We start from the raw sequence: 17,438 nt of genomic DNA on the forward strand, positions 1-17,438 counted from the left end.
AAAGACTAAGAAATGTTGTAGCGCTTTGCCTCCCACGTAATTGAAAAGGAATTTGTATGATAGACCTAAGATTGTTAGAATCTGAACTTAAAACATATGCAAGGAAGTATGCACATTTGTTGCCTGAGCTATCGCCTCAACTCATCAACCGGATGGCTTACGAACATCAGCCAATGCCTGATGAAAAGCCAGTGAAACCTGAGTGGATGTATACGCTGAAACAACGTATTTCTGACGTTGAGGCCTTAGATAAAGCCAAAGGTTTACTCATGGGACTTGCCGTTGGTGATGCAGTGGGGACCACTCTGGAATTCCAGGCTCGTGACAGTTCTCACATTTACGATATGGTTGGCGGTGGTCCTTTCAATCTTAACGCCGGAGAGTGGACCGATGACACCTCAATGGCACTGTGTCTGGCAGAAACGTACATTGAAAAGAATTGTTGTGATATGGATTTTTTCAGGGAAAAATTAATCAGTTGGTATAAAACGGGTCATAATAGTTCCAATGGAGTTTGCTTTGATATTGGTAATACTACCCGCTATGCTCTTGAGCAAGTCATCAAGCATGGGGCTGATTGGTTGGGCAACAACTCTCCTGAAACGGCAGGCAATGCTGCGTTAATTCGGCATGCGCCCGTTGCTATTTTTAGAAGGAAATCTTTTATTGATGGCTGGCGTGATGCCAGTATTCAAAGTATGTCAACGCATTGTGCACCAGAGTCAATCGACTGCTGCCAATATATAAATGTTATTTTACATTATCTTTTGAATGGCTTCGGAAAAAATGAAGCTTTTTCTCCGCACAAAATTCCCTTCCTGGTAAGAGTTCTGATTATCAATGCCGGAGAATATAAAGAAAAGCATCGTGATCAAATCCGCTCCTCAGGCTATGTCATCGACACCCTTGAGGCCGCATTATGGGCCGTCTGGCATACAGACAATTTCAAAGATGCCATTTTGCTGGCGGCAAATCTTGCTGATGATGCTGATAGCGTGGCAGCCACCGCAGGCCAGTTAGCGGGTGCATTGTATGGACTGTCAGGCATTCCTGCAGAGTGGGTTGATAAAATAGTCGATAAAGACAGAATCCTTTCGATGGCAGAAGAGCTGTTTCACCTCGCACCGGAAGAAACGGATTAATTTCGACATCCTGTATTTCAGGTAGCGGATTTTTTGTTGCCCTGATATAACCCGGCAGGGTCGCTGGCATTCGTCATAAATGTTCTCATCAGCGGCCCGGTGTTAGTTACTCCGTAAGCCTTTTTCTCCCCTTGCCCATATCCCTCCCTCCAGCCCGAACACGATCTTTTTCCTATGACCCATTCCTTCTTTTAATCCATACCCTGTCCAATCCCCCTGAAAAACCCATCCATCATCACTATTACCTCTGGCTATAACCTGCCGTTATACCCTCCTGCTAAACAAGCATTCGTCACCTTTCAGAGCGCATGAAATAGTGGTTTCAGAACCTGATCTTTTGGCTGAAACGAGAGACAACATGCTAATCCCACAACCCTATTTACTCTTTCTTGGCGATGTTACCGATCCCCTTGCGGCAAAAACGGCGCGCGGTATTCATATCTGGCGGCCGGAGCAGTGCGTTGGCGAAATTAAACTGCCGGGCTGCACGGTCAGTCTGGGTCTGGATGAACTGGATATTCCCGGCGCCAAAGCGCGCGGCGCAAAAACGCTGGTGCTTGGCACTGCCAATGCCGGGGGCTATCTGCCAGCGCACTGGCTTGAAACGATCAAAAGTGCCATTAAAGCAGGCATGAATGTGGCCAGTGGGCTGCACCACCGACTGGTGGATGAACCGGAACTGGTGACGCTTGCACAGGCTTCTGGCGTTGAGCTTTTTGACCTGCGTCATATGCGTCCAGCGCTCAATGTTGGCAGCGGTAAGAAGCGTTCAGGTAAGCGGATACTGACCGTGGGTACAGACTGCTCAGTGGGCAAGATGTACACCTCACTGGCGCTGGAAGCGGCGATGCGTGCGCGCGGCCTGAGAGCTGATTTTCGTGCCACGGGGCAGACCGGCATTCTGGTCGCAGGGGAGGGCATTGCTGTGGATGCGGTCATCGCTGATTTTATTGCCGGTGCAGCAGAAGCGCTTTCACCGGCGAATGACGAGGACCACTGGGACATCGTTGAAGGCCAGGGCTCACTGTTCCATCCCTCTTATGCGGGCGTGAGTATGGGGCTGATGCACGGTGCGCAACCACACTGGCTGGTTATGTGCCATGAAATGGGACGACCCCACATGCGTCATTTGCCACACCAGCCCATGGTCAGCCTGCAGGCGTGCGTTGAAGCCAATCTGCGCGCCGCACAGGTGACCAGTGAGTCGGTTCAGCTGGCTGGCTTTGCTATCAATACCTCCAATTACAGCGAAGAAGAGGCGCTCGCTTATTGCGCCGAAATCAGCGCTGAGTTTGGCTTACCTGCCACAGATCCGGTGCGTTTTGGTATTGATGAGATCGCCGCACTGCTTAAGGAGCGTGGCTGAAATGAGAAAGTTGCAGATTGATGTGGTGGAGCTGCCGCTGGCGCGACCCTTTGCTATCGCACGCGGTACCCGTACCGCCGTGACGGTCATCCGTGTCACGCTGGAGCAGGAGGGATTCATCGGGCAGGGCGAATGCACACCAACGGCCCGCTACGATGAGACACCGGATAGCGTTCAGGCCATGCTCGAAGCGGTACGCACTGACATTGAGTCGGGCCTCAGCCGTCATGATCTGCAACACCGTTTACCCGCCGGTTCAGCGCGCAACGTGCTGGACTGTGCGCTATGGCGACTTGATGCCGCACGGGCTAATCAAACGCTGTGGCAAAAGAGCACCTGCTCACAGCCAGAGTCGGTCGTTACGGCAGAAACCCTCAGCCTCGATACGCAGGAATGTATGGCTCAGGCGGCGGCGGATGCTGTGTCACGTGGTGCCCTCCTGCTCAAAATTAAGCTCGACCGTAATGCGATTCTGGAAAAAGTGGCGGCGATTCGCGCGGCGGCACCGCATGCCACGCTCATTATCGATGCCAATGAAGCCTGGTCGGGTCTGGAACTGGAAAGCCTGCTGGTGGCACTGAAGGCCTTCAACATCGCGATGGTGGAGCAACCCCTTCCCGCCGGACAGGACCATGACCTGTTACGTTTCAAACATCCCATACCGGTCTGTGCCGATGAGAGCTGCCATACGCGGGCGGATATTGCCGGACTACGCGATCGCTACGAGATGATCAATATCAAGCTGGATAAATGCGGTGGCCTGACTGAAGCGCTGGCGATGGTGGATGAAGCCCGGACGCTCAATATGCGCATTATGGTCGGTTGCATGCTGGGCTCGTCACTGGCCATGGAGGCCGCATTGCCCGTCGCGGTTAACGCTGAGTTCGTCGATCTGGATGGCCCCATCTGGCTAGCCGCCGACAGTTCTCCTTTCCTGAGCTACTCCCAAGGCCGTATCTGGCTATAACTCTGTGAGGCGACGATGACGGACACACAACGTACTTCCCCTGCAACCCATGCTGCCTCTGCCTCTCCCGTGCTGGCGATTCAGGATCTCAGCGTCTCGTTTCATGGACGCAGCGGTGAGAATCAGGCACTCAAAGGCATCAGTTTTGCCATTCATCCAGGTGAAATCGTCGCCGTCGTGGGTGAAAGTGGCTCAGGTAAATCTGTCACGTCGCTGGCTGTGATGGGCTTGCTGGCAAACAACGGACGTGTCGATGGCGGCAGCATGCAGTTCCGAGACCGCAGCGGAAAAGTGCATGCGTTAGAAACGCTGGATGACGCTCAGCGCCGCACGTTGCGTGGCCGTGAAATGGCGATGATCTTTCAGGAGCCCATGACCTCGCTGAATCCGGTGCTGCGCATTGATGATCAACTTACCGAGGCATTACGCGATCATCAGCAGTGCGACAGAAAGCAGGCCCATGCGCGGGTGCGTGAATTGCTGCGACAGGTGCGTATCGCCGATGTGGATCGCGTCATGAAAAGCTATCCGCACTCGCTGTCAGGCGGCATGCGGCAGCGTGTGATGATTGCGCAGGCCCTTGCCTGTGACCCACAACTCCTGATTGCCGACGAGCCTACCACTGCGCTGGATGTCACCGTACAGGCGCGCATTCTCCATATTCTGCGTGAGCTGCAACGCGAGAAACAAATGGCGGTGCTGTTTATCACTCATGATATGGGCGTGGTAGCGGAAATCGCCGATCGCGTGGTGGTCATGCTGCGTGGCGAAGTGGTAGAGCAGGGAACCGTGTCTGAGATTTTTGCCGCCCCGCAGCATGCGTATACCAAAGCGTTACTGGCGGCAGTACCAAAACTCGGTGATATGCGGGAACACACATGGCCGCAACGCTTTCCTCTGCCCGGTGCCCGCGAGACTGTGCAAGGCGAACAGCATACCGCGCGCTACGACGTTGCGCCGCTGCTGGATGTGCGCGGATTAAAAGTCTATTACCCGATTCGCAGCGGCATCTTATCGAGCCTGACGCATCATGTGCATGCGGTTGAGCAGATTGATTTCAGTCTGTGGCCAGGTGAGACCCTGGCCATCGTGGGTGAAAGCGGCTGCGGCAAATCGACAACCGGACGGGCGCTGATGCGCCTCATCAACAGTGAAGCTGAAAGCATTCACTTTGAAGGAAAGGAAATCTCTGACCTCAAAGAGGCAGAATTCCAGCCGCTCCGCCGTGAAATTCAGATGGTGTTTCAGGATCCCTATGCGTCACTGAATCCCCGCCTGACAGTGGGTTTCACCATTGCCGAGCCGTTGCTGTTACATGGCATGGTCTCTTCGCTTGAACAGGCTTCCCCACAGATCGATGCGCTGCTGAAGAGCGTCGGTCTCCTGCCAGAGCACGCGCGTCGTTATCCGCACGAATTTTCTGGCGGTCAGCGTCAGCGTATTGCTATTGCCCGCGCCATGGCGCTGAAACCGAAAGTGATTATTGCTGATGAAGCGGTATCGGCCCTTGATGTCTCGATTCAGGCGCAGGTGGTTAATCTGATGATGGATCTGCAGCAGCAAACGGGTGTGGCATGGATTTTCATCTCTCACGATATGGCGGTCGTCGAGCGTATTGCTAATCGCGTCGCGGTGATGTACCTCGGCCAGATTGTGGAGCTTGGACCGCGCCAGTCGGTATTTAATCAGCCGCAACACCCCTATACCCAACGACTGCTGGCGTCCGTGCCGGTAGCGGATCCCGAAAACCGTCAGCCCCGCATTTTCGATGACAGCGAAATCCCCTCGCCGTTGCGTAAGGTGGGCGAAACGGTCACTAAAACCAGATATCGGCAGGTTGCCCCCCAGCACTGGGTAGCTGACGGCATTGCATTGCAATAATCCTTAACGACCAGGAGAATTTATGAAAACGCTGTTTCGCCGTACTTCGTTCGCCCTCGCATTGACGACGACGCTGGTCATGACTGCGCAGGCACAGGATCTGCGCATTTCAATGTATGCCGATATCACGGGGCTGGATCCGCACGACACCTCGGATAATGTCAGCTACTCGGTTCAGAGCGGCATCTTTGAGCGCCTGTTCCAGTTTGATTCCCGGATGAAGCTGCAACCCTGGCTGGCGACCGGTTATACCTCTAATGACAGTGCCACCGAATTTACGCTGACGCTGCGCAAAGGCGTTACCTTCCAGGACGGTACCCCTTTTGATGCAGACGCCGTCAAAGCGAACCTTTATCGTCTGGCAGATCAGAAAAAAGGGCTGAAGCGTAACAGCCTCTACAAAATGATTGATAAGGTCACGGTGCTGGCACCCGACCAGGTAAAAATCGATCTGAATCAGTCGTTCGGGGCCTTTATCAACACCCTGGCGCATCCTTCCGCGGTGATGTGGAGCCCGTCAATTCTTAAGCAATATCCGGACGAAGCGCAGTTGCGACTGCATCCGGTGGGAACCGGTCCGTTTACCTTTGTCGACTGGAAACCGGGCAAAGCCGTTACGCTGGCCAGATATGCAGGTTACTGGCAGCAGGGATGGCCTAAAGTCGACCATGTCATCTTCTCGCCGAGTCCCGAAGATGCGACACGGGTGGCAGCGTTGAAATCGGGCCAGGTGGATGCCATCTGGCCATTGCCTTCAGACCTCATCGCGGCCGTTCAGCAGGACAGCCATCTCTCCATTCAGCGCGATCCGAGCATTTATCTTTATTACATGGCGATCAACACGCAGCACAAGCCGCTGGCCGATGTTCGGGTGCGTCAGGCAATCAACTATGCGATTGACCGTAATCTGTGGCTGAAAGTGGCCTTTGCCGGTCTGGGCAAACCTGCCACATCCGCGATCCCGGAAGGCGTACAGTTCTATCAGAAACAGGGCGATCCTGATTACGGCTATGCGCCGGATAAGGCCAAAGCCTTGCTGAAAGCGGCGGGTTATCCGGAGGGACTGGATCTTAAGCTCTGGGTGACCAACGCCACGGCCAGCGTCCGTGCCGCTCAGGTGCTGAAAGCGCAACTGGCCACGGCAGGCATTCGTGTCACGGTAACACCGATGGATTCCGGCACGCGCAACGCTAAGTTGTGGGGCGTTCAGGACCCGAAAAAGGCGGAGTTTGACCTCTATTATGGCGGCTGGTCGACCTCTACAGGGGATGCCGACTGGGCGCTGCGTCCGCTGTTTGCCACCGAGTCCTGGGTTCCGACCTCGTATAACGTCTCCTACTTCAGTAACGCTGATGCAGACAAAGCGATTGCTGCCGGGCTGGCGACGGCCGATCCGGCAAAGCGTGGCATCGCCTATGCACAAGCGCAAAAGGTGTTGTGGAAAGAAGCACCAGTGGCGTTCCTTGGCACGCCAGACAATCTGGTCGGCAAACGCAACACGCTGAGCGGCGTTTCGATGCTGCCTGATGGCAATTTACTGTTCACTCAGGCGTCCTTTAAATAAGACGGTCTCTTCTTCCTCGTCCCCTGTCCGGAACGGGTGAGGGACGTGAGGAGGCCAGTCGCACCTCATTTCAGGGAATGGCATGTTTGCATACATCATTCGCCGATTGCTGGAGATGATCCCGGTTTTGCTGGTGGTCTCCTTGCTGGTTTTCGGTTTTATCAAGCTCATGCCGGGCGACCCGGCGCGTATTTATGCCGGACCGGATGCGCCGGTTGAGGCGATCGAAGCGGCGCGTCAGCATCTCGGGCTTAACGATCCGCTGCCGCAGCAGTATTTTCACTGGATCGGCAACCTGTTGCAGGGCGACCTGGGCACCACGTATCGCACCCAGCAACCGGTGCTGGAGGTGATCAAAGAGGGCTTTATGCCGACGCTGTGGCTCGCCTTAGCGGGTTTTACCTGGTCCGTCATTCTCGGTTTGTTATTCGGCGTGATGGCGGCACTGAAGCGTGGAAGATGGCAGGACTGGACGCTGATGAGCGTGGCGGTCGGCGGCATTTCGATGCCAGCCTTCTGGCTGGGGCTGTTGCTCATCCAGTTCGTCGCGATGCCTTTTGGGCTGTTCTCGGTCAGCGGCTTTAACAGAGCCAGCGATATAGTCCTGCCCGCCATCACGCTGGGTTCGTCGGTTGCGGCGGTAATGGCGCGCTTTACCCGTTCAGCCTTTCTTGAGGTGGCGCAGGAAGATTACGTGCGTACCGCCAAAGCCAAAGGGCTGCGTAACCGCCTGGTGACGTGGAAACATGTGATGCGCAATGCGCTCATCCCGGTGATTACCATGCTGGGCTTGCAGTTCGGCTTTCTGCTGGGCGGATCCATCGTGGTGGAGAGTGTTTTCAACTGGCCAGGGTTAGGCTGGTTATTGATTGAGTCGATCAAAGCGCAGGATCAGCCGGTGATTCAGGCGCTGGTGATGCTGTTCGTGTTTGAATTTATTGTGATTAATCTGCTGGTCGATCTGCTTTACGCGGTGGTTAATCCGGCCATTCGTCTGCGACAGGAGCCAAAATGAGTATTCAATCGCTGACTGAAAATCCGCCTCAGATTATTCGTTCGCCGTGGCGCGATTTCCTGCACGCTCTTGTGCGGAATCCTCTGGCGCTGGTCTCAGGCGGGTTTGTGCTGCTGTTGATTGTGGTGGCGATTTTTGCGCCCTGGCTGGCGCCCTGGGATCCCATGGCTCCGGACTGGATGGCGTTATCGTCACCGCCAACGGCGGCACACTGGATGGGGACCGACGAACTGGGGCGCGACCTGCTCAGCCGTATTATCTATGGCGCGCGTATCTCGCTCTATATCGGCGTGCTGTCGGTGACGATCGGCATACTGGTCGGGGTCATGCTGGGCTTACTGGCGGGCTATTACGGCGGTTGGGTCGATATGCTGATCATGCGCGGTGCCGACGTATTATTCGCGTTTCCCGGCATGTTGCTGGCCATTGCGGTGGTGGCGCTGCTGGGGACGGGTCTGAACAATGTCATTATCGCAGTCGCGGTATTCAGCGTGCCGGTATTTGCCCGCATCGTGCGGGCTTCGACGCTCTCTCTGAAACAGGCTGCCTATGTTGAAGCCGTGCGCTGTGCCGGTGCACCAGACAGCGTCATTATCCTGCGGCATATTCTGCCCGGCACGCTTTCCAGCGTGATTGTCTATTTCACTATGCGCATTGGCACCAGTATTCTGACAGCCGCGGGCCTGAGTTTTATTGGACTGGGTCCGGAGCCTGACGTGCCTGAATGGGGCAATATTCTGGCGATGAGCCGAAGCATGATGATGGCCGGATCGTGGCACATGAGCGTATTTCCGGGGCTGGCGATCTTTATTACCGTGCTGGCTTTCAATCTGCTTGGGGATGCGCTGCGCGACACGCTCGATCCCAAACTCAAGGGCTGACTATGGATTTCCAACAATTGCAGCGTGAACTGCTGCTGAAACGCTGGCGTGACAGACGTGAGCTTGGGCAGCCGCGAAGCGCCTGCGGACCCACCAATCGAATCAGCGATGTGGCGGGCGTGCGTGTCGGACATTGCACGCTGAATGAAGGCGAAAAGCAGACTGGCGTAACCGCTATCGTACCGCCGGGCGGCAATCTGTTTCTCACGCCGCTGCCGTGTGGGGTGGAGGTCCTGAACGGCTTTGCGAAACCCGTCGGACTGGTTCAGATAGAGGAGCTTGGCGTGCTTCAGACGCCGATTCTGCTCAGTAACACGCTGGCGGTCGGCACGCTGTTTACCACGCTGGTGCGGGATGCCATCAGTCGTAACCCGGAACTGGGACGAACACTGCCCACGGTCAATCCGCTGGTGCTGGAGTGCAACGATGGCTGGCTGAATGATATCCAGGCGCTGGCCATCACTGAAGCGATGGCGCAGGAGGCATTGCAGACGGCCTCAGCGGACTTCGCGCGCGGCAGCGTCGGCGCGGGGCGCGGTATGAGCTGTTTCAGCCTGAAAGGGGGCATCGGAACCGCCTCGCGGGTTATTCCCTCGCTCAACGCCACGCTTGGCGTGCTGGTGCTGGCCAATTTCGGCGCACTGGAGGCATTAACGCTTGATGGCGTTCGGGCTGGCGAGATGATTGCGCCGCTGCTGGCCGGTGAGTCGCCGCAGCTGGATGCCGGTTCTGTCATCATCATCATGGCGACGGATGCACCGCTGGACGCACGTCAGTTAAAGCGCATCGCGAAGCGAGCCGGTGCCGGTCTGGGACGGCTGGGCAGTTACTGGGGACACGGCTCGGGCGATATTGCGGTGGCGTTTTCAACGCAACCTCTGCCGCAACCGCCACAGGACGACACGCTGGAGCCGCTGCTTGCTGCAGCGGCAGATGCAACTGAACAGGCTGTACTGGATGCTTTGCTGAGCGCTGAGGCTGTTACCGGCTTTCGCGGTCATCATCGCCCCTCACTGACGCAGATTCTGGATAGATTAACTAAATGAAAATTTTTATCTCGGCCGACATTGAAGGCATCGCGGGGGTCATGCGCCCGGAGCAATGTACACCCGGCCACCCGGAACATCAGCTGGCCCGTGGTCTGATGGAGCAGGAAGTGAATGCTGCGATTGAGGGGGCTTTTGCCGGCGGGGCAACGGAAGTGGTGGTGGCAGACAGCCATGCGCAGATGACCAATTTGCGTGCGGAAAATATCGATCCCCGCGCCCGGCTGGTGCAGGGAAAACCCCGAGTCCTGTCGATGGTGGAAGGGATAGAGCAGCAGACGTTCGATGGGCTGTTTCTGGTGGGATTTCACAGCGCAGCAGGTGAACCGGGCGTACTGGCGCATACCATCAACGGCCGGGCATTCTGGCGTATCCATATCAATGGTCTGGTGATGGGCGAAACCGATATTTATGCGGCCGCCGCTGCTGAGCACGGCACGCCATTACTGCTGGTCACCGGCGACGATCAGTTACAGAGCTGGATTGCGGAACACTACTCAGCAGTCAATTACGTCTGTGTAAAACGCGCCATTTCTCATACCTGCGCGGAATCAATCAGCCCACAAGCGGCACAGCGTGCGATCGCTGCCGCAGCAAGCGCCGCACTGCAACATCCCCCTCAGGTGAGCACGAGCCGCCTGACGGCACCTTACGCTATGCGCCTTCAGGCCACTAAACCGGTGCTGGCCGATCTGTTCAGCCTGATCCCCGGCGTCACGCGCCTGGATGCCGTTACCGTGGCGTATCAGGCGGAGAATATGGAGACGTTAATCAGCTTACTCAGTGCATTCTCCTATCTGGCGAGCACACAGTCATAGCGAAATTATCCCGGGCTGCATGCAACATCAGCCCGTTAAGCCCGCCGTTCCGGTTCTGCTGAAACCGCCCTGCCAGGCACACGCCTGTAGTGCGGGCTGTGCATGCGCATCTTCCCTCTGACGAGTCAGAATCGTTGCTGGCTTAAATCCACGCAACCCGTGCTGCTGACCAGCGCCCCTTTAACTGCACCACGTCAGCGCGAGACCCGCTCTCTGCAGAGGCTTCAGTCAGGCCTGCCGGGTACGGACGGGGGCGAAACAGGCAGCTGAGCCTGCACCGGTTTTGCGGTACAGTTTTTGCAACAGAAGAATGATTGCTCTCTCACCCTCCGCCCGGACCTGATCGTGCAGCCTGTCGGAGAGGCCTTCGTTTTCGGTATTCCATCCAGGGTAAATAGTCATGCGGCTCCGCCATATAGAGGTCTTTCAGGCCATCGTACAGACCGGCAGCATCAGCGCTGCGGCGCGCTTGCTTAATGTCTCGCAGCCCAATATCAGCCGTGTGCTGAATCATGCTGAACAGCAATTGGGATTTGCGCTATTTGAGCGACGTATACAGGGAATGAGTGTGACGGCAGAAGGGCGACGTCTCCTGCCTGAAATAGACGATCTCTGCCAGCGCCTGCAATCTATCACCCAGCTCACCGAACAACTTCGGCGGGGCGAAGGGCAGTTAGTTCGCGTCGGAGCGGCTCACGCTTTTGGTCAGATGGTGCTGGCGCCCGCATTGGTCACCTGGCGGCAACAGATGGCCTCGGTCAGTGTCGAACTGGTCACCGAGCACTTTAGTACTTTATGCCAGATGATTCTGGATAATCAGCTCGATTTCGCGCTGGTTTTTGGTCAGCAGGTCGATGCGGATCTTCTGGCTGAACCTCTGTTTCAGTCTTCGATGGTCGCGTTGTTACCGCTCAATCATCCCCGTAATGAACCCGTTACGCTTGCGTGGTTATGCAACAATAATTTACTGATGATGCAGGCTCAGGATCCGCTTGGACGCGTACTTCACCGAGCGCTGCGCGATAAAAAACTGAATCCCGCCGTGTCGTTGTCGATTAAAACCTATTCGGTCATTGCGGATATGGTGCTGGCAGGCGGCGGCACGGGCGTCGTGGATCTCTTCACCGCCTGTCGCTATGCCGAACAGCTAAAGCTGCTACCCATAGCACAGCCCCTGCCGTTTGAAGTGATGCTGATCAGCCGCCGTGACCAGCCACAGTCGCAGTCCACTCTGCAACTTAAGCAGGTCATCCGTAACAGACTGTGGGAGATCGCCCGGCAGTGCGAAGCGCAGTTTATTCGGGGCTGAATAAGCGCCGCGCTTCACCGCTACCCATCCGGCTATTTTGTGAGATGCATCACAAAATTTTTAGAATTTCTTCCTGATTTGAAACCAGGCTCGCTCGCGCATCACTCAACCCTGACGCTGCGGGGTGAGTTGCTCATTTCGCAAGTTATCAACTGACCGGTTAGTGATAACCGGCACAACCTGGCGGAGTGAGAATTATGGATGGAATTAGACGCACACCTTCCCCTGCACATCACGAAACGATTGAAATGCCCACGCGCGGTGGGCCATCAACAACTGAAGTCACTGCTACAACCCCTGCTGCGAGGGCTCGTTCTGCTGAGATTAGCCGTATTACAGCTACTCTGCATAACGCGTGTAAAGGCGGAGAGAACGTGCGTGATTACCTGGCAGGAATCGCTGTCACCCTGCACGATGAATTGCACCAGACGGACGATCAGGTAAAAGATGTCATCAAACTGGCTCACAGCTGCGACACGATGATCATGGCCAAGGCAAAGGGGGCGATTGGAATGACCTATGCCCTTTCCGGTGTACCTGGCGATCTGGTCGGCAAGGGGATAGCTAGCGCAATGAAGCTGGAGCCGGGCACGCCCATGCACAACTTTGTCGCTGGCGTAGCGGGGGGGATGACTGCAGTGGCTTTTAAAGCGGTGCTCACTCGGGTTATCGGTAGCAGCATCCAGGATTCGAGATGGATGCAGGCAGATATGGATGCACTGGAGCCTCTTATGAAAGATGAGGCAGAAAAACGCGAGACATTTGGGCATAAATTAAAAATGACGGCGCTGGGCGGGACGGGCTTTAACGTCCGCAACCCGGTGACGGGTGGAATTTCCAGTGCAACCCAGCTATTACCCGAAAATAAGCCGCGGCCAGAACCGATGGGGATTATACAGGGTGCGCTCAAGCCGGGTTATGCCATCAACCAGATAGCAGGTTTTGGCCTGACTTCCGCTGCCGGTGCATTGAGTGGAGTTGTGGAAAACTACTACGACAACCTGCACGGCGCGGAGTTTTTATTTGGCCGTAACGACTGGAAGGATCGTTATATGTCGCTGTCCAGCGGGCACACGAATAGTGGCGAGGGGAGCCACTTCGATGCGGTGTGGGAACACGCCAAAGCACCAAAACGTTGGGTTGAAGGCGTTACAACGCTGAGTGCATTAAGTGCGGTAGCCTCTGAGACGATGGAAGCGCTCGGTTTGGGCATCGGAGCGGGGGCGGCACGTGTGACCAAAGGTGGTGCAGAGAAGCTTTTCACCTCCGGCAAGACAAGTGCGGCAGAGACCGCTTTGGATCTGGCGAACAAATCCGGCTTCCGCGTTTCCCGCGAAAGCATTGGCAATGCGGCGGCCCTGGTGCCAAACGCCTATTCTTACCTGCAACAGGGGGTGTTCGGTCTTCTTTATCAGGAGGCTGAGCGAGCAGTGGCAAACAAGCTGCACCCGAAGCCCGCCGACGCGACAGAAGAGGAAGCCCCGGTGAGTTCAGGGGCGAGAACACCTGAAGGCGCGCCAGCACCCAGCGTGGGTACCGAGGCGAGAACCCCGGCCGGCACGCCAGCACCGAGTGTAGGTACTGAGGCGAGAACCCCGGAAGGCACGCCAGCACCGAGTGTCGGTACCGAGGCGAGAACCCCGGAAGGCACGCCAGCACCGAGTGTCGGTACCGAGGCGAGAACGCCTGCCGGTACGCCAGCACCCAGCACCGGTACCCGGGCGAAAGGGCCGTCAGAAGAAGGCGAATCGGACAGCGACAGCGTACATTCGCATAACTCCGGGCCATTACGTAATACCCCGCCTGAGCGTTCATCAGAAATGCGCGCTGCGGGTGATACCTCTGCATGGTGGCACTCGTTCCCGGACCTGGCAAATATCAAAAGCCCACAGCCTGAGAAGTTAACCCAGGCTGACTATGAGGCCATCATCGCCGTCCTTGAAGCTGAAGCAGAGAAGATGAGCGAGCGCATTGCCGAGATGATACCGCTGCCGGACTCCTTACCGACATCATCAGCATCATCAGTGACATCCGGGTCATCTGCGTCATCAGAAGCTGCAGGGCCTGCAGGATCGCCAGAACCTGAAGAAACGAAAAAAGCCTCCTGATACCACACCTTAAAAGCCGCAGCGATGCGGCTTTTTTTTACGCCGAATTTGCGCTGTCTCACGCGCTGCCCGGAACTCCCGCCTCGCGCTTTCCACTCAATCGTACCCCGGTCATAGCGGGAGAAAGGCGCCAGTCTGGCTGGCGCTAACGATGACGCTTTGTTGAGAGGAGAGAAGAATGAATATCTCGTCAGGTTCGGCTTTCGGGCCGATACAGCCGCAACTGCCTGATTTTAGCGCGCTCGATGAAAAAAATTTAGCCTCGTTTACTCCGCCAGATTCTGGCGCCAGTGGCCAGGCGATTAACTTTGGCAATGATGCCATGAGCGGCACGGATTTCAGTAGTCTCACCGCCACGCCCGACAGTGTGAGCAACCGGGATCCGATGCAGATGCAGGGGCTGATGCAGCAACTGGGGCCGCAAATAGAGGCATTGCTGCAACTGCTATTAATGCTGCAACAGCTCTTCGCTGGTCAGCAGCAAAATAACAGCGCAGGAGCCGGGCGTGGCGGCGGTGCCGATATGCCGGGCACCTCAGCAGAAGAGGGGGCTTCGCTCACCGCACCGTTTAATGCCGCGATGCAGCAGCCTGTTAACCCGACTGAATCCGCTTCTGCACAGCAACCGCTAACGGCCAGTACAATGCCACAGCCAGGTACGGCTTCTGATGCTGCACTAAATACGCCTGCCCGACAGACGCCAGCATCCGGCGGCGTCCCGCTGATAAAAGGCGAGTCGGGGTTACATTTACCTGCCCCGTTACTGGATCATGAGCAGGCGATAATGCGTGCCGCCAAAGAGACTAACCAGGCGCCTGAAGTGCTGGCAGCGCAAATCTGGCAGGAGTCACGCGGAAAAACAGAGGCGACCACCGTGAACGGCGGTAATGGCCTTTCCGACAGCGGCCTGATGCAGGTTAATTCCAACACCTTCGCCGATCTGCAAAGCAGATACCCGCATCTGCTGGGGCCAGATGCCAGCGCGTCCAGCCCTGAAGACAGCATCATGGCTGGCGCGCTCTATCTGAAAGAGCAGCGGGAGGCTTTTGGGGGCGATCCCGGTGCCGGGTTGCGAGCTTATAACTCAGGCCCGGGGAATGTGAATGTCAACGATCTGACGGATATCTCGAAAACCGGAACCGGCGATCCGACCTATGTTGGAAAAGTGCTCAACTTTGCCGACATTATCTCCAGCGGCAAAGGCACGTTACCTGCATAACGCGCAAAAAAAGTCCCTGTACCGGGTACAGGGACAAACATGAGCAGCCTCAAAATCAGGCAAACGGCGGCGGTTCGTTCTTGCCTTTCCCCCCGCTATTTTCCACCGCAATCTGTACGGTATCGGTCGCTGCCGTGATGCCCCAGCCAATCGGCCCACGCGCCGCGCTCATTCCACCCTCGGCCAGTCCTTTCAGGCCACCGGTAAAGACTTCGCCCACATTGCGGGCTTCGCCAATATTGTTAAAGAAAGGCGCGGCAACAGATTTGAGAATCGGTATGTTCGACAATATTTTGCCGAACTCACCCATGCCCCACTGGAAGTTGTCTTTATTGGTACCATCCATACGAACGTGCGAATCATTCGTCTCCGGCAACTGTTTATTCTCCGGCAGCATCTTCAGACCCTGTTCGGCGATATCCTTCAGTACACCCGCCTCGGTACCGTGGCGCGCGTCACCATCTTTGGTGATGCCCTCTATTTTGTCGTTAGCTGAGATCTCCTTCCGCTCGCTGCCATCACGCGCATTCAGGCCTTTTATGCTGTTTAACACGCAGGCCATGTTATACGCCGCATCAGCACGACTCTTCGGATCTTTATTGGCATCCGTCCAGTCGCCGAAGCGCTCTTTTAGCTCTGCCTGCTTGATATCTTTCTGGTTGCCAAGGTTTTTCAGCACCGGGTTTTCATCAATGATCTGTTCGGCGCTGCGGTTATCACCCGGTGGACGACCCTTCAGATTCTCCTCCGTCGGCCTGACGCGGATGTCCTTCTCACTGGTTCGCACGCCATCGCCCGGTGCCTGTGGAATATCTTCACCGGATGTTTCGCTGGCAAATAACGCCGTGGGCACCATCCCTTCTTCAGCGGCTGCCGGATCGACAAGCGCCTCCAATCCAGCCTGCGTTAAAAGCTGATCAAGCTCCCGGATCGGATCGGACAGGCCCGCCAGCGGCGTTCCGCTCCCACCGGAGTAGCTGATGGGGAGATCGCTGCCCGGGACCGGGACCGGGAACGCGGAGCCGGGCAGGGGAGTGGATAATGGCAGGTTACCCGGCAGTGGCCTGCCGGGTGAAAAAGCGGGGGTTATTCCCCCCCCGCCAGGTATTGGCATAACCATACAAGCCCCCTGAGTTAGCTTTGCGGATTTTTCTGGGAAGATTGCCCCTCACCGCCGCCCAAAAGCCCCTGCAACAATGAAGAAAGCCCTAACAGGGACAGCAGGTTTTGCATCATTCCGCCCTGTTGCCCCCCATTGTCAGTTGCTCCCTGAGCCGGTGCCTGTGGTGCATTACCGCCAGATTCTCCGCTGTCTGCCCCTTTACCTTTATCTATCCCCATCATCTGCTGGAGCAGTTGCTGAAGCATCTGCATCAGCTGCTCAAGCGGATTGACGCTGTGATTCGTGCCCTGTGAAGGTGCAGGCGTGCCCGGTTGCTCCGGCTGCTGCGCCTTATTACCGCCGCCCAACAGCTGTTGCAGGCCTGTCAGCATCATAATCTGCTGCAGTAAGCCGCCGCCCGACGGGGCGTCAGGCGAGTTTGCACCGTTTGCCTGGCCGTTTTTCTGACTTCCGCCTGAACCGGTCAGCGAAGCCAGTGTGCTCAGGCCGTCAAAGGCATTACTGGCAAAATTGAGCGGGCCTGTTTTCGCATTATTGAGAAAAGGTAACGACGATTTTCCGGGCTGATCAGGTAAGTCAGGTTTACCTGACGGACTCCCCCCCGTCTTGCCTGGCATATTTGCCGGAGGCATATCGATTTTGTTCGCGTTTGTAGCCCCACCACCAAATCCTGGAATCTTCATGAATTTATTCCTCAGAGTTAATAAGTCAGCGATTGATTGGGCAGCAACAGCGGTAACATTTTGCAATCCTGATTACTGCCGATTGCACAATTTTACCGTTCAGGCTGATGCTACCTCGCACTGTGAGTGGCGGTTGTCCCGGGATGGTTCCACTAAAAATGTTCCCTTTGTGATGCGGGTTCAGATTTATAAAAATCCAGCGGCACCGCCATTAAGAAATTATCATTCTGTTTTTGAAGGTTTTTCTGTGAGTCCTGTAGGGTAATCCTTACCGGGTGAGCGTCTATCCCTACAAGATAATAATCCTGGACTGATA

The 17,438-nt window shown here is 56.1% G+C and carries 15 protein-coding genes; 13 read left to right on the forward strand and 2 right to left on the reverse strand.

The features are described from left to right. Nucleotides 1-56: 56 nt before the first annotated feature. The 12 genes from tri1 (at nt 57) to HFD94_RS06055 (ending at nt 15,316) form a co-directional block, all read left to right on the forward strand. Entirely contained in the window at nt 57-1,142 is a 1,086-nt protein-coding gene (gene tri1, locus HFD94_RS06000; protein WP_167432908.1) for an ADP-ribosylarginine hydrolase Tri1, read from the forward strand. A gap of 358 nt (nt 1,143-1,500) precedes the next feature. Further along, complete coding sequence (gene dgcN / locus HFD94_RS06005) at nt 1,501-2,508, forward strand: N-acetyltransferase DgcN (RefSeq protein ID WP_167432909.1); 1,008 nt, start codon at nt 1,501-1,503, stop codon at nt 2,506-2,508. A gap of 1 nt (nt 2,509) precedes the next feature. Then, nucleotides 2,510-3,475 (forward strand): N-acetyl-D-Glu racemase DgcA, encoded by a 966-nt coding sequence (dgcA, locus tag HFD94_RS06010; protein WP_167432910.1) that lies wholly within the window; start codon nt 2,510-2,512, stop codon nt 3,473-3,475. Between the two features lie 15 nt (nt 3,476-3,490). Next, the gene (locus HFD94_RS06015) at nt 3,491-5,356 is read left to right on the forward strand and encodes an ABC transporter ATP-binding protein (RefSeq protein ID WP_167432911.1); all 1,866 of its coding nucleotides are present in this window, start codon (nt 3,491-3,493) and stop codon (nt 5,354-5,356) included. Nucleotides 5,357-5,378: 22 nt separating this feature from the next. After that, nucleotides 5,379-6,920, forward strand: coding sequence for a glutathione ABC transporter substrate-binding protein (locus HFD94_RS06020; protein WP_167432912.1), 1,542 nt, complete (start codon nt 5,379-5,381; stop codon nt 6,918-6,920). An 82-nt stretch (nt 6,921-7,002) separates the two neighbouring features. After that, nucleotides 7,003-7,935, forward strand: coding sequence for an ABC transporter permease (locus HFD94_RS06025; RefSeq protein WP_022625789.1), 933 nt, complete (start codon nt 7,003-7,005; stop codon nt 7,933-7,935). Further along, the gene (locus tag HFD94_RS06030) at nt 7,932-8,816 is read left to right on the forward strand and encodes an ABC transporter permease subunit (RefSeq protein WP_167432913.1); all 885 of its coding nucleotides are present in this window, start codon (nt 7,932-7,934) and stop codon (nt 8,814-8,816) included. The genes HFD94_RS06025 and HFD94_RS06030 overlap by 4 nt, the downstream gene beginning before the upstream one ends. A gap of 2 nt (nt 8,817-8,818) precedes the next feature. Further along, complete coding sequence (locus tag HFD94_RS06035) at nt 8,819-9,862, forward strand: P1 family peptidase (protein ID WP_167432914.1); 1,044 nt, start codon at nt 8,819-8,821, stop codon at nt 9,860-9,862. Further along, nucleotides 9,859-10,680, forward strand: a complete 822-nt coding sequence (locus tag HFD94_RS06040; RefSeq protein ID WP_010669960.1) for a M55 family metallopeptidase — start codon at nt 9,859-9,861, stop codon at nt 10,678-10,680. Before HFD94_RS06035 ends, HFD94_RS06040 begins: the two co-directional genes overlap by 4 nt. Before the next feature lie 400 nt (nt 10,681-11,080). Then, nucleotides 11,081-11,989 (forward strand): LysR family transcriptional regulator, encoded by a 909-nt coding sequence (locus tag HFD94_RS06045; protein ID WP_010669961.1) that lies wholly within the window; start codon nt 11,081-11,083, stop codon nt 11,987-11,989. Nucleotides 11,990-12,363: 374 nt separating this feature from the next. Next, the gene (locus HFD94_RS06050; RefSeq protein ID WP_167429791.1) at nt 12,364-14,097 is read left to right on the forward strand and encodes a hypothetical protein; all 1,734 of its coding nucleotides are present in this window, start codon (nt 12,364-12,366) and stop codon (nt 14,095-14,097) included. A 178-nt stretch (nt 14,098-14,275) separates the two neighbouring features. After that, nucleotides 14,276-15,316: a transglycosylase SLT domain-containing protein gene (locus tag HFD94_RS06055; RefSeq protein ID WP_167432915.1), complete on the forward strand. Its 1,041-nt coding sequence runs from the start codon at nt 14,276-14,278 to the stop codon at nt 15,314-15,316. 55 nt (nt 15,317-15,371) lie between these two features. Here the strand turns inward: HFD94_RS06055 and HFD94_RS06060 are convergent, their stop codons facing one another. Both HFD94_RS06060 and HFD94_RS06065 read right to left on the reverse strand, forming a co-directional pair. Continuing rightward, on the reverse strand, nt 15,372-16,436 hold the full coding sequence (locus HFD94_RS06060; protein ID WP_167432916.1) for a hypothetical protein: 1,065 nt from the start codon (nt 16,434-16,436) through the stop codon (nt 15,372-15,374). Between the two features lie 14 nt (nt 16,437-16,450). Continuing rightward, nucleotides 16,451-17,122, reverse strand: coding sequence for a hypothetical protein (locus HFD94_RS06065; RefSeq protein ID WP_167432917.1), 672 nt, complete (start codon nt 17,120-17,122; stop codon nt 16,451-16,453). Here HFD94_RS06065 and HFD94_RS06070 point away from each other — a divergent pair. Beyond that, complete coding sequence (locus HFD94_RS06070) at nt 17,121-17,387, forward strand: hypothetical protein (protein WP_148037976.1); 267 nt, start codon at nt 17,121-17,123, stop codon at nt 17,385-17,387. The two genes, HFD94_RS06065 and HFD94_RS06070, sit on opposite strands and share 2 nt — an antisense overlap. Nucleotides 17,388-17,438: the final 51 nt, after the last annotated feature.

The organism is Pantoea sp. EKM20T, assembly GCF_011800485.1.
Classification (GTDB): Bacteria; Pseudomonadota; Gammaproteobacteria; order Enterobacterales; family Enterobacteriaceae; genus Pantoea; species Pantoea agglomerans.

Coding starts and splice junctions, on each gene's coding strand:
- dgcN (WP_167432909.1), top strand. CDS start 1,501: ATGCTAATCCCACAACCCTATTTACTCTTTCTTGGCGATGTTACCGAT.
- HFD94_RS06045 (WP_010669961.1), top strand. CDS start 11,081: ATGCGGCTCCGCCATATAGAGGTCTTTCAGGCCATCGTACAGACCGGC.
- dgcA (WP_167432910.1), top strand. CDS start 2,510: ATGAGAAAGTTGCAGATTGATGTGGTGGAGCTGCCGCTGGCGCGACCC.
- HFD94_RS06040 (WP_010669960.1), top strand. CDS start 9,859: ATGAAAATTTTTATCTCGGCCGACATTGAAGGCATCGCGGGGGTCATG.
- HFD94_RS06030 (WP_167432913.1), top strand. CDS start 7,932: ATGAGTATTCAATCGCTGACTGAAAATCCGCCTCAGATTATTCGTTCG.
- HFD94_RS06065 (WP_167432917.1), bottom strand. CDS start 17,122: ATGAAGATTCCAGGATTTGGTGGTGGGGCTACAAACGCGAACAAAATC.
- HFD94_RS06055 (WP_167432915.1), top strand. CDS start 14,276: ATGAATATCTCGTCAGGTTCGGCTTTCGGGCCGATACAGCCGCAACTG.
- HFD94_RS06035 (WP_167432914.1), top strand. CDS start 8,819: ATGGATTTCCAACAATTGCAGCGTGAACTGCTGCTGAAACGCTGGCGT.
- HFD94_RS06015 (WP_167432911.1), top strand. CDS start 3,491: ATGACGGACACACAACGTACTTCCCCTGCAACCCATGCTGCCTCTGCC.
- HFD94_RS06025 (WP_022625789.1), top strand. CDS start 7,003: ATGTTTGCATACATCATTCGCCGATTGCTGGAGATGATCCCGGTTTTG.
- HFD94_RS06070 (WP_148037976.1), top strand. CDS start 17,121: ATGAATTTATTCCTCAGAGTTAATAAGTCAGCGATTGATTGGGCAGCA.
- tri1 (WP_167432908.1), top strand. CDS start 57: ATGATAGACCTAAGATTGTTAGAATCTGAACTTAAAACATATGCAAGG.
- HFD94_RS06020 (WP_167432912.1), top strand. CDS start 5,379: ATGAAAACGCTGTTTCGCCGTACTTCGTTCGCCCTCGCATTGACGACG.
- HFD94_RS06060 (WP_167432916.1), bottom strand. CDS start 16,436: ATGGTTATGCCAATACCTGGCGGGGGGGGAATAACCCCCGCTTTTTCA.